Origin of the sequence: Pseudomonas sp. 09C 129, from assembly GCF_002843625.1 — a bacterium.
In the GTDB taxonomy this organism is placed as follows: domain Bacteria; phylum Pseudomonadota; class Gammaproteobacteria; order Pseudomonadales; family Pseudomonadaceae; genus Aquipseudomonas; species Aquipseudomonas chlororaphis.
Window position 1 is genome coordinate 1,925,624 of the sequence record NZ_CP025261.1, and the last position, 12,068, is coordinate 1,937,691.

Sequence of the window (12,068 nt, forward strand, 5' to 3'; positions counted from 1 at the left end):
CGGCCTGTGGGCCGGTCGCGTTGTCCATTGCATATCACGCTGATTGCACACAGGCCGCTCATCGGCCGTTAAGGAGCACCAGGTCCCTATGATTTGCCGTTCGTTACCCGCTGTCTTTGCTCTGCTGTTCGCCACGCCGCTGCTCGCCGCGCCCGCGGGGCAACAGACGCTGTTCAACTTTGTCCGGCCTGCCGATGTGGTACAGGTGGCAACAGTGGATGCCAGCCTGCCGCAAGCCAACGCGGAGCAGACAGCCGAGGGCGAAGTGCTGCGCCGGGTGACCTTCAATCCGGCGATTCAACCCAGCCTGCGCCTGACCCCGCAGACCGGTGCCTGGGACTGGTCGCAGTCCGGGGTCATGAGCCTGCGGATCCAGAGCGCGATGAACTGGGCCCTGACCCTGTACGTGAAGATCCAGAGCAATGACGGCAAGACCCTGGTCAGTCGCATCGACCTGCCGGCCGGCCCGGCGCAGACCCTGCTGGTGCCGCTGGTTGCCAGTTCGCCGCTGAGCCAGGGCATGAAGGCCGGTCCGCCGATGCCGATGACCTTCGAAGGCCAGCGCGTACTGCTGGCCAGCAGCGAAGGCGAGCTGGACCGTAGCCAGGTGGTCTCGGTGACCTTGTCCATGGATCAACCGAAAGCCGCCCAGAGCATCCTGCTCGAACGTTTCGGCGTGCAGGACGGCGAGGCGGTGGCCAAGGCGGCCTACGGTGGTCTGGTGGATGCCTATGGCCAGTCGACCCGGGCCAAGTGGCCGGAAAAGATCGCCAGCGACGAGCAGCTCAAGGCCGCCGCGAGCAAGGAACAACAGCAACTGAAAACCTGGCTGGCCGAACGTGAGCGCGCCTCCCTGGACACCTTCGGTGGCTGGAGCAACGGGCCGGCCTTCAAGGCCAGTGGTTTCTTCCGTACCGAGAAGCGCGATGGCCGCTGGTATCTGGTGACGCCCCAGGGGCATCCGTTCTATTCCCTGGGGGTCAATGCGGTCGCGGCGGACAATAGCCAGACCTACGTTGCCGGTCGTGAGTGGATGTTCGCGACACTGCCCAACGTCGGCGAGCCGCTGGCCGGTTATTACGGCGAAGGCGACAACCGCGGCGGCAATGGCGCCGACCAGGGCCGTGCCTACAACGCCGGTCGCTGGTACGACTTCTATGGCGCCAACCTGCAACGCACCTACGGTGTGCCTTGCACCCCGGGCAGTGAAACCAAGGCCGGTGTGGCGGATGCCGCCAAGGCCGACGCCCAGGAGGCACAGGCCGGGCCGGGCACCGAGCCGCCAGCCGCGCCAGCTTGCCCTGCCGCAGCCCTGGACCAGAAACGCTGGGCCAGCCACACCCTGGATCGCCTGCAAGCCTGGGGTTTCAACACCATCGGCAACTGGAGCGCGCCGGCGCTGGGCCTGAACGATCGCGTGCCCTACACCTTGCCGCTGTCGATCGTCGGCGACTATGCAAGCATCAGCACCGGCACCGACTGGTGGGGCGGCATGCCCGATCCGTTCGATCCGCGTTTCGCCATGGCCACCGAGCGCGCCGTGGCCATTGCCGCCCGCGATCACCGCGACGATCCCTGGCTGATCGGCTACTTCGCCGACAACGAACTGGCCTGGGCCGGCCCCGGCGACGACCCCAAGTCGCGTTATGCCCTGGCATACGGCACGTTGCGCATGACCACCGACGTGCCGGCCAAGCGTGCGTTCCTCAAGCAACTGCGCGACAAGTACCGTAACCAGGAGGGCCTGTCGAAGGCCTGGGGCATCAACCTGACCGCCTGGGAGCTGATGGAAGACCCGGGGTTCGAGCCGCCTTTGCCTAGCCCTGAGCATCCGGAGATCGAAGCCGACTTCAAGTACTTCCAGAAGGTCTTTGCCGACACCTACTTCAAGACCATTTCCGATTCGCTGAAATGGCACGCGCCGAATCATCTGCTGCTGGGTGGACGCTTCGCCATCAGCACCCCCGAGGCTGTGGCGTCCTGCGCCCAGTATTGCGATGTGTTGAGTTTCAACATGTACACCCTCAAGCCACAGGACGGTTACGACTTTGCCCGGCTGAACACGCTGGACAAGCCGGTCCTGATCACCGAGTTCAACTTCGGCTCCCGGGATCGCGGCCCATTCTGGGGTGGTGTGACCGAGCTGGTGCGGGAGGAGGATCGCGGCCCGGCCTATACCCAATTCCTCAAGCAGGCGCTGAACGAGCCGTCGATTGTCGGTGTGCACTGGTTCCAGTACCTTGATCAACCGGTCACCGGCCGTCTGCTGGACGGCGAGAACGGCCATTTCGGCCTGGTGGGCATTACCGATGTGCCGTTCCAGGGGTTTGTCGACAGCGTGCGCAAGAGCAACCTGCAGGCCCTTGAGCAGTTGGGCAAGGAAGCCGGGAAGGCCAAGGCAGAGGCCGACAAGACCGCTGGTCATGCCGATGGTGGCAAGCCGGGCCATGATGGCAAGGGCGCAGGGCAGGGCGGCGGCCATGCGGGTGGTCATTCGGGCAATGGCCATTGATCGCTGAGCCAGGCCTTTAGGGTACGGCTTCCCTCACGCGGGCCGGTCCGCCTCTGCTGTCACCCGTAGGGGCTGACCGGCCCGCGATGCGTTCAATGTCTGTCGATTTCTGAACAATTCTTCCGGTGGATCGCCACCGGGCTCGCTTCTGTTCCCAAAACCCTCAAGGGCTGGAACAATGCGCACCACTTTGTAGAGCATGGTCTGGGGGAGTCACGGGTGCAGATTCAGGGTCATTACGAGCTTAAGTTCGAGGCGGTGCGCGAAGCCTTCGCGGCACTCTTCGAGGATCCCCAGGAGCGCGGCGCGGCGTTGTGTATTCAGATCGGCGGGGAAACCGTGCTCGACCTCTGGGCCGGCACCGCCGACAAGGACGGCAGCGAGGCCTGGCACAGCGATACCATCGCCAACCTGTTTTCCTGCACCAAGACCTTTACCGCGGTCACCGCCCTGCAACTGGTGGCCGAAGGCAAGTTGCAGCTGGACGCGCCAGTTGCCCGGTATTGGCCTGAGTTCGCCGCGGCCGGCAAGGAAGCGATCACCCTGCGGCAGTTGCTCTGCCATCAGGCCGGGCTTCCGGCCTTGCGTGAGCTGCTGGCGCCGGAGGCGCTCTACGACTGGCAAACCATGGTCGATGCCCTCGCGGCGGAGGCTCCTTGGTGGACACCGGGTGAAGGTCATGGTTATGCGGCCATTACCTACGGCTGGCTGGTGGGTGAGCTGCTGCGTCGGGCTGACGGGCGCGGTCCCGGCGAGTCCATCGTGGCACGGGTCGCCAGGCCGCTGGGGCTGGATTTCCATGTCGGCCTGGCGGACGAGGAGTTTTACCGCGTGGCACACATCGCCCGGGGCAAGGGCAATGTCGGCGATGCGGCCGCGCAGCGCCTGCTGCAAGTGACCATGCGCGAACCCACGGCCATGACCACCCGGGCGTTCACCAACCCGCCGTCGATCATGACCAGTACCAACAAGCCGGAATGGCGGCGCATGCAACAGCCAGCGGCCAATGGCCATGGCAATGCCCGCAGCCTGGCCGGGTTCTACAGCGGTCTGCTCGATGGCAGCCTGCTGGAAGCGGACATGCTCGAAGAGCTGACGCGCGAACACAGCGTCGGCATGGACAAGACCCTGTTGACCCAGACCCGTTTCGGCCTGGGTTGCATGCTTGACCAGCCGCAGGTGGCCAACGCGACCTTCGGTCTCGGCCCACGCGCCTTCGGCCATCCGGGAGCGGGTGGCTCCATCGGCTTTGCCGATCCTGAGTACGATGTGGCCTTCGGTTTTGTCACCAATACCCTGGGTCCGTACGTGCTAATGGATCCAAGGGCGCAGAAGTTGGTGAGGGTTCTGTCGGATTGTCTGTAAAAAAGTTGCTGTCAGGAATTTTTTTGCCTAAACATGAGTAAAAGCATCAGCAAGGAACCCTGTGGCTTTTATACTTTCAAAGCGTCTGTTTGTACGGTTCGTAGAGACCGTAATTTTTGATCTCATTTTGTGGATATCCCATGTCGTCGAACAAGTCTTTAGCCTTGGCTCTTTGCCTCACTGTCACCGGTTGTGCACAAACTCCACAAAATGACGCAGAAGGAGGGCACTGGTGGTCTTTCGGTTCCGATAAGGCCGCCAGCAAGGAAGCGGTGCAACCGGTAGCAAAAGCAGCTGCCAACGAAGTTTCCGCGGCCAAGTCCGCCGCCACATCCACCGCCAAGTCCGCGACCGCTCCTGCAGCGGCCAAGGTCGAAAACGCAACCGCAACCGCTTCCGCCGCTGCTCCGGCCGCCAAGGCCGAAACCACCAACTGGTGGTGGCCGTTCCCTTCCAAGGACACGAGCAAAGAAGCAGTCAAAGAGCCAGTAGCCGACGCCAAGGCCAAGGCGGACGCCGCGACAGCGGCCCCGAAGGTCGCCAAGACCGAGACCGGCAACTGGTGGTGGCCTTTCAATCAGCAGCCCACGTCTCCGACCAAGGCAGATGTTAAAGACATCCCGATGCCGGATCCAAAAATCACCCAGGCCTGGCTGGACGACTACGAGCCGCGCCTGCGTGAAGCCATCAAGGACAGCCGCCTGCAACTGGAGCGTCGCGAGAACACCCTGGTGGTGACCGCCCCGGTCGACGGTTCGTTCAACCCGGATCGCCCGGCCATGTTGCTGCCGGTCACCCTGAGCCCGTTCACCCGCGTGGCCAAGGCCGTGGGTACCGACGCCAAGACTTCCGTGCTGGTACTGGGCCATGCCGACACCACCGGTGCCGCGGCGGCCAACCAGAAGCTGAGTCGTGACCGTGCGCAGTCCGTCGCCGCGATTTTCAGCCTCACTGGCCTGAAGCGCGATCGCCTGATGCTGCGTGGCATGGGTTCGGTGATGCCTCGTGCGGCCAACGACAGCGCCGAAGGGCGTGCGCTGAACCGTCGCGTGGAAATCATCGTCACCCAGCGCAGCACCATGCTGGCCCTGCTGAGCAAGTACAACCAGCCGACTCCATCCGAGGCTGAACTGGTTGCCGTACAGGATGTGAAACCAGTCGTTCCTGCTGCTTCCTCGAAGAAAGCCGTCGCGGCGAAGAAAGCCGCTCCGGCGAAAAAAGCCCCAGCCAAGAAGCCTGTAGCGAAGAAAGAAACCGCCAAGAAGACCACCACTGCCAAGGCTCCGGCCAAGGCCGCGACCGAACAGGCGAAGAACTGATTCATCAGGCATCGGGCAAAAGGAACCTGCAATGACCCAGGGACTGGCGGACATGCGCCGCGACTACACCCGTGACGGACTGACCGAAGCCCAGGCTCCGGTCGAGCCCTTCACACTGTTTCACCAGTGGTTCGCACAGGCGGTGAAAACCGAGCAGCCGCCGGTCGAGGCCAACGCCATGACCCTGGCGACCGTTGACGAAGAGGGGCGCCCCCATTGCCGCATCCTGCTGCTCAAGGGGCTGGATGCGCAGGGGTTCACCTTTTTCACCAATTACGACAGCGCCAAGGGACAGCAACTGGCCGCACGGCCTTTTGCCGCCATGACCTTCTTCTGGCCGGCCCTGGAGCGTCAGGTGCGTATCGAGGGGCGGGTGGTCAAGGTCACCGCCGAGGAGTCCGATGCCTACTTCCAGGTCCGCCCGCTGGGCAGCCGCCTGGGCGCCTGGGCATCGCCGCAGAGCCAGGTGATCGCCGATCGCCAGGAGCTGGAAGCCTTGCTCAAGAACACCGAGGAGCGCTTCAGCGATACCCAGCCCCATTGCCCCGAGCACTGGGGTGGTTATCGCCTGTTACCGGAGCGCATCGAGTTCTGGCAAGGGCGCGCGAGCCGTTTGCACGATCGCTTGAACTACCGCCTGCAAGGTGCCGACTGGGTGCGTGAGCGCCTGGCCCCCTGAACCAGGAATCAGGTCATTCGCCGGGATAACCGGCCGCGGCGGCTTCTAGCCACTGTGGCAGGTCCCGGCGTTTTACTTTCTGGCGATGAGCATTCGCCAGCTGTTGCAGCATGAAGGATTTCTTCTTCTCGTCCCCGCCGGCCAGCGACAGCGCCAGGTCCCGGTCCATCCAGCGCTTGATCCGTACATACAGCCACCAATGGAAGTACAGGCCGGCAACGGTGGTCACGACGATGATGAAGTAATCCATGGAAAATCCTTTGGCCGGTGGCGCAACTCGGGAAATAAGCGCTACCGTGTGAAGAGTTTTTATAGGCAAGCAGTCTGTACTGCTGCTGAATGGAACACATTTTATCCGGGCGACGCCGTGACAGGCGTCAAGCTGCGGAGTTTAATGATTATCTGTCCTTTGGAGTTGATCCTATGCGTAAGTCTGTTTTGCTGGTTGCTTCCTTTTCCACGATGGCCATGTTGCTCACCGGTTGCCAATCCAATCTGTCCGGTGACTCTTACTCCCGTGACGAGGCGCGTCGCGTACAGACCGTTCGCATGGGCACCATCGAATCCCTGCGTCCGGTGAAAATCGAAGGCACCAAGACCCCGATCGGCGGCCTCGCTGGTGCAGCGGTCGGCGGCGTTGGCGGCAGCGCCATCGGCGGCGGCAAAGGCAGCATCGTGGCGGCGGTCATCGGTGCGGTGGCGGGCGGCCTGATCGGTTCCGCCACCGAGGAAGGCCTGACCCGTACCCAGGGCGTGGAAATCACCGTGCGTGAAGACGACGGCAGCATGCGTGCCTATGTACAACAAGTTGAACAAAACGAAGTGTTCCGCGTTGGCGAGCGCGTACGCATCATGAGCGTCAACGGCACCAGCCGTGTCGCCCACTAAGCGTTAACCGCGACAAAACAAAACCCCGGCCAGGCAACTGGTCGGGGTTTTGTGTTTTCAGCCCTGGCAACGCCGGCGGTTATGCCGGCAGTTGTGGGTTCTTGCGGCTGGCCGCGGCCGTCACCGCGTAGCCGATCAGGGCGGCGAAGAGCGAGCCGGTGAGGATGCCCATGCGGTCCATGCCGGCGTATTCGCTGCTGCCGGGCACAAAGGCCAGGGAACCCACGAACAGGCTCATGGTGAAGCCGATCCCGCAGAGGATCGCCACGCCCAGCACCTGGCCCCAGTTGGCGCCGCCGGGAAGGGCGGCCAGCCCCATCTTCACCGCCAGCCAGGTCAGGCCGAACACGCCGACGGTCTTGCCCAGCAGCAGGCCGATGGCGATGCCCATGGGCACATAGTGGGTGAAGCTTTCCACGGTGATGCCCTGCAGCGACAGGCCGGCATTGGCGAAGGCGAACAGCGGCAGGATGCCGTAGGCGACCCACGGATGCAGCGCATGTTCCAGGCTCAGCAGCGGCGAAGGCTCGGCATTGCGGGTGCGCAGCGGGATGCAGAATGCCAGGGTCACGCCGGCCAGGGTCGCGTGGACGCCACTCTTGAGCACGCAGACCCAGAGGATCAGGCCGATGATCATGTACGGCCCGAGCTTGACCACCCCCAGGCGGTTCATCGCCACCAGCGCCGCCAGGCAGGCAGCCGCGAGTACCAGCGACAGGGTCGACAGGGCGCCGGAGTAGAAAATCGCGATGACGATGATGGCCCCCAGGTCATCGATGATCGCCAGCGTCATCAGGAACAGCTTCAGCGACACCGGAACCCGCTTGCCCAGCAGGGCCAGCACGCCGAGGGCGAAGGCGATGTCGGTGGCCATGGGGATCGCCCAGCCGCTGAGCGCCGGCGGGTTGTCCTTGTTGAGGAACCAGTAGATCAGCGCCGGTACCACCATGCCGCCGATGGCGGCGGCGCCCGGCAGGACGATCTGTGAAGGCTTGGACAGGTGGCCGTCGAGGAGCTCGCGCTTGACCTCCAGGCCGATCAGCAGGAAGAACATGGCCATCAGGCCGTCGTTGATCCACAGCAGCAAGGGCTTGGCGATTTTCAGGGCGCCGATCTGGGCGACCACGGGAGTGTCCAGCAGGCCGTTGTACAGCCAGGACAGCGGTGAGTTGTTGATGATCAGGGCAAGCACGGCAGCGGCAATCAATAACAGACCGCTGGCAGCTTCCAACTGAAAGAAACGCGTGAAAGTACTACGCAGAGGCAAGGTCGCTCTCCATCAGAAAACTAAAAAGGTGGCACACCCTAACCCGTACTGTTAGTTGTTAAAACAAAAGTTATATTCTTTTTTGTTATATGCAGCGCGGCAGCGGCCTGCTGGAAAACCAGCCTAGCAGTTGTGTATCCAATTGATTCAAAACTGTACCTGTGAGAGACCGGGGATGTTTCCTAACATGTCCGGCCCCATCCCGACGGGCCGGGGACTTTTGCCTGTTGCAGCGCCCGATTTTCCTTGTGCCTGGATCGCCTATGCTGGGTGCACTTCATCTTTCTGCGTCCTGTGTGGCGTTCGAGCCAACGAGAAAACACCATGAGCGACAACCGTCAGTGGGCCCGCGAGGCCATCCGGATCATCGAAGCCGACTTCCAGCGCAGCGCCGACACCCACCTGATCCCCTTGCCCCTGCCGGGCCTGCCGGGCATCGAGCTGTATTTCAAGGACGAGTCCAGCCATCCCACCGGCAGCCTCAAGCATCGCCTGGCGCGTTCGTTGTTCCTCTATGCGCTGTGTAACGGCTGGCTCAAGCCCGGGGCGCCGGTGATCGAGGCGTCCAGTGGTTCGACGGCGATTTCCGAGGCCTATTTCGCGCGCCTGCTGGGCTTGCCGTTCATTGCGGTGATGCCGGCCACCACGTCCCAGGAAAAGATCGCGCAGATCGCCTTCTACGGCGGCAAGAGCCACCTGGTGCAGGACCCGACGCAGATCTACGCCGAGTCGGAGCGCCTGGCCCGGGAGGGCGGCGGGCATTTCATGGACCAGTTCACCTACGCCGAGCGCGCCACCGACTGGCGGGCGAACAACAACATCGCCGAGTCGATCTTCCAGCAGCTGCGCTTCGAGCGCTACCCGGAGCCCAAATGGCTGATCTCCAGTCCGGGCACCGGCGGCACCACCGCTACCCTGGGGCGTTATGTGCGGTATCGCCAGCATTGCACCCGGGTACTCTGCGCCGACGCCGAGCGTTCGGTGTTCTTCGATTACTACCAGAGCGGTGACGCCAGCCTGCGCCTGGATTGCGGCTCGCGCATCGAAGGGATCGGCCGGCCACGGGTCGAGGCGTCGTTCCTGCCCAAGGTGATCGATGCGATGGTCAAGGTGCCGGATGCCCTGTCGCTGGCGGCCATGCATTACCTGGCGCAGCGCCTGGGACGGCGGGTGGGCGGTTCCAGCGGTACCAACCTGATCGGCGCGCTGATGGCGGCGCAGCAGATGAAACAGGCCGGCGAGAGTGGTTCGATCGTCGCCATCCTGTGTGACGGTGGCGAGCGTTATGCAACCACCTATTACGATCAGGACTGGCTGACCGCCCAGGGTTACCAGTTGACGGCCTTGATCGAGTCGGTGGCGGCGAGTGTGGAACGTGGCGAGGCGTTGCCGGCCAGCGTATTGCGCGCTGGCATCTGAGGCTGCAAGCCCGCTCCTTGGGGAGCGAGCCTGCCTGTGAAAAGGCCCCTGTAAAGGGGCCTTTTTTTACGCCTCGATGCCGAGGATATTGCGCGCCACCGCTTCGGCGATGCGGATCCCGTCGACACCGGCCGACAGAATGCCGCCGGCATAACCGGCGCCTTCACCGGCCGGGTACAGGCCTTTCACGTTCAGGCTCTGCATCGATTCGTCGCGGGTAATGCGCAGCGGCGACGAGGTGCGGGTCTCGATCCCGGTCAGCACCGCGTCGTGCAGGGAGTAACCCTTGATCTGCCGCTCGAAGGCCGGCAGCGCTTCGCGGATCGCCTCGATGGCGAAGTCCGGCAGGGCCAGGGCCAGGTCGCCCAGGGCGACGCCCGGCTTGTAGGACGGCTCGACGCTGCCCAGGGCGGTGGACGGCTTGCCGGCGATAAAGTCGCCGACCAGTTGCGCCGGTGCTTCGTAGTTGCTGCCACCGAGCACGAAGGCGTGGGATTCCAGGCGTTCCTGCAGCTCGATACCGGCCAGCGGGCCGCCCGGGTAATCCACTTCCGGGGTGATGCCGACCACGATGCCGGAGTTGGCGTTGCGCTCGTTGCGCGAGTACTGGCTCATGCCGTTGGTGACCACGCGGTTCGGCTCGGAGGTCGCCGCCACCACGGTGCCGCCCGGGCACATGCAGAAGCTGTAGACCGAACGGCCGTTCTTCGCGTGGTGCACCAGCTTGTAGTCGGCGGCGCCGAGCTTCGGGTGACCGGCGTACTTGCCCAGGCGTGCGCTGTCGATCAACGACTGCGGGTGTTCGATGCGGAAACCCACGGAGAACGGCTTGGCCTCCATGTACACGCCACGGCCGTGGAGCATGCGGAAGGTGTCGCGGGCGCTGTGGCCGAGGGCCAGGATCACGTGTTTCGAGTGAATCTGTTCGCCGCTGTTGAGCTCGACGCCGACCAGCTGGCCGTCTTCGATCAGCACGTCGGTCACCCGTTGCTCGAAGCGCACTTCACCGCCCAGGGCGATGATCTGCTGGCGCATGTTCTCGACCACGCCGGTCAGGCGGAAGGTGCCGATGTGCGGCTTGCTGACGTAGAGGATCTCTTCCGGCGCGCCGGCCTTGACGAACTCGTGCAGGACCTTGCGGCCGTGGTGTTTCGGGTCCTTGATCTGGCTGTACAGCTTGCCGTCGGAGAAGGTCCCCGCGCCGCCTTCGCCGAATTGCACGTTGGATTCCGGGTTGAGCACGCTTTTGCGCCACAGGCCCCAGGTGTCCTTGGTGCGCTGGCGCACTTCCTTGCCGCGCTCGAGGATGATCGGCTTGAAGCCCATCTGCGCCAGCAGCAGGCCGGCGAAAATCCCGCAGGGGCCGAAACCCACCACGATCGGGCGCTGTTCCAGGTCGGTGGGCGCCTGGCCGACGACCTTGTAGCTGACATCCGGCGCCGGGTTGACGTTACGGTCGTCGGCGAACTTGTGCAGCAGCCTGGCCTCGTCGCGCACGTTCAGATCGAGGGTATAGATGAAGCACAGCTCGGATGACTTCTTGCGCGCGTCGTAACTGCGCTTGAACAGGGTGAAGTCGAGCAGGTCCTCGCTGGCGATGCCCAGGCGCTGCAGGATGGCAGGGCGCAGGTCTTCATCGGGATGGTCGATCGGCAGCTTGAGTTCGGTGATTCGTAACATGACAGGGTCCGGTTCGCGGGACGCACCAATGCGTCAGGGCGGTTTTACAAACCGGCGATTATAAGCCGCAAAGCCCGGACCCCGTGAGGTTAAAACGGTTGCCCGTCGCCTCAGTCGCTGCGCGAGCCGCCGAAATAGGCGCAACCGCGCTGGACCTGGCCATCGACCCGCAGTTCCGCCGTCAGGTGCTGCACGCTGCCGGTCTTGCTGTCCACGCAGCGCTGCGGCGCGACCCAGAGTTCGACGTGGCGGTTGTTGGCTTCGCTGCTGAGGTTGAAACGGCCGTCGCCCAGTTGCTCTTCCAGGTAGGGCAGCGCCAGCGCCGGCTGGCCGGCGCGTTCGATGCGCATGCCCTTGGCGCTGACGTCGACGTTCCAGTCCGGGGACTTGCCACTGGCCCGCAGGATCAGGCGCGGGAAGTCGGGATCGCTGCAGGCGTCGTTCGAGCGTTCGATGCGGTACAGCTGGCTCAGCGCCACTTCACTGTCGGCGCCGCCGGACTTGCTCGGGGAGAAATGCCCGCGCAGGTCGGCGAACAGCGTGCCCTGCTGGTCGGCCAGGCTGGCAGCTTCCTGGAGGATGCTGGTACCGCCGTTGTCCTTGACCACATAACGCTGCTCGCCGATGCAGGGCTTGAACAGCAACTGGCCGTCGGCGGCGGTCAGCGTGCCCTGCATGCGGGTCTGGCCGGCCTGGGACTGCGTCCGGGACTGGCCATCGAACACCGACAGCATCTGGCAACCGGCAAACAGGGGGAGCAGGGCAATACAAACAAGGGAACGGGCGGCACGCATCGTCGGGTCTCCAATCAAGTGCCGCCACGTTACGCAGCCTGACCGTTCATCACAACCCTGGATCCATTTACGTCTCTGTAGGAAGGCGCTGCGGTGTGCCGGGTGCAGCGCTATCGCGAGCAAGCTTCGCTCCTGCAGAGGCGTG

General features: G+C 63.8%; 10 protein-coding genes. 6 read left to right on the plus strand and 4 right to left on the minus strand.

What is annotated here, in order from left to right; genetic code table 11:
• The first annotated feature begins 88 nt into the window (after nt 1-88).
• The 4 genes from CXQ81_RS08875 to pdxH all read left to right on the plus strand — a co-directional run bounded on the left by CXQ81_RS08875 (nt 89) and on the right by pdxH (nt 5,875).
• The gene (locus tag CXQ81_RS08875) at nt 89-2,512 is read left to right on the plus strand and encodes a beta-galactosidase (RefSeq protein WP_101337021.1); all 2,424 of its coding nucleotides are present in this window, start codon (nt 89-91) and stop codon (nt 2,510-2,512) included.
• 219 nt (nt 2,513-2,731) lie between these two features.
• Entirely contained in the window at nt 2,732-3,877 is a 1,146-nt protein-coding gene (locus CXQ81_RS08880) for an EstA family serine hydrolase (RefSeq protein ID WP_009042473.1), read from the plus strand.
• A 140-nt stretch (nt 3,878-4,017) separates the two neighbouring features.
• Nucleotides 4,018-5,196, plus strand: a complete 1,179-nt coding sequence (locus tag CXQ81_RS08885) for an OmpA family protein (protein ID WP_101337022.1) — start codon at nt 4,018-4,020, stop codon at nt 5,194-5,196.
• A gap of 31 nt (nt 5,197-5,227) precedes the next feature.
• On the plus strand, nt 5,228-5,875 hold the full coding sequence (gene pdxH / locus CXQ81_RS08890) for a pyridoxamine 5'-phosphate oxidase (protein ID WP_009047373.1): 648 nt from the start codon (nt 5,228-5,230) through the stop codon (nt 5,873-5,875).
• Nucleotides 5,876-5,888: 13 nt separating this feature from the next.
• Here the strand turns inward: pdxH and CXQ81_RS08895 are convergent, their stop codons facing one another.
• Nucleotides 5,889-6,125, minus strand: coding sequence for a hypothetical protein (locus CXQ81_RS08895; RefSeq protein ID WP_009047374.1), 237 nt, complete (start codon nt 6,123-6,125; stop codon nt 5,889-5,891).
• Nucleotides 6,126-6,298: 173 nt separating this feature from the next.
• Here CXQ81_RS08895 and CXQ81_RS08900 point away from each other — a divergent pair, with 173 nt between their 5' ends.
• On the plus strand, nt 6,299-6,763 hold the full coding sequence (locus tag CXQ81_RS08900; protein ID WP_007923357.1) for a glycine zipper 2TM domain-containing protein: 465 nt from the start codon (nt 6,299-6,301) through the stop codon (nt 6,761-6,763).
• Between the two features lie 79 nt (nt 6,764-6,842).
• Here the strand turns inward: CXQ81_RS08900 and nhaA are convergent, their stop codons facing one another.
• Complete coding sequence (gene nhaA / locus CXQ81_RS08905) at nt 6,843-8,030, minus strand: Na+/H+ antiporter NhaA (protein WP_087089228.1); 1,188 nt, start codon at nt 8,028-8,030, stop codon at nt 6,843-6,845.
• Between the two features lie 324 nt (nt 8,031-8,354).
• On the opposite strand from nhaA, the gene CXQ81_RS08910 reads away from it, so the two are divergent.
• Nucleotides 8,355-9,449, plus strand: a complete 1,095-nt coding sequence (locus tag CXQ81_RS08910) for a PLP-dependent cysteine synthase family protein (protein WP_101337023.1) — start codon at nt 8,355-8,357, stop codon at nt 9,447-9,449.
• 66 nt (nt 9,450-9,515) lie between these two features.
• On the opposite strand, the gene CXQ81_RS08915 is transcribed toward CXQ81_RS08910, so the two are convergent.
• Both CXQ81_RS08915 and CXQ81_RS08920 read right to left on the minus strand, forming a co-directional pair.
• A complete protein-coding gene (locus tag CXQ81_RS08915; RefSeq protein ID WP_101337024.1) occupies nt 9,516-11,129 on the minus strand; it encodes an NAD(P)/FAD-dependent oxidoreductase in 1,614 nt (537 codons plus the stop codon).
• Nucleotides 11,130-11,239: 110 nt separating this feature from the next.
• Nucleotides 11,240-11,923 (minus strand): COG3650 family protein, encoded by a 684-nt coding sequence (locus tag CXQ81_RS08920; RefSeq protein ID WP_101337025.1) that lies wholly within the window; start codon nt 11,921-11,923, stop codon nt 11,240-11,242.
• Nucleotides 11,924-12,068 lie beyond the last annotated feature (145 nt).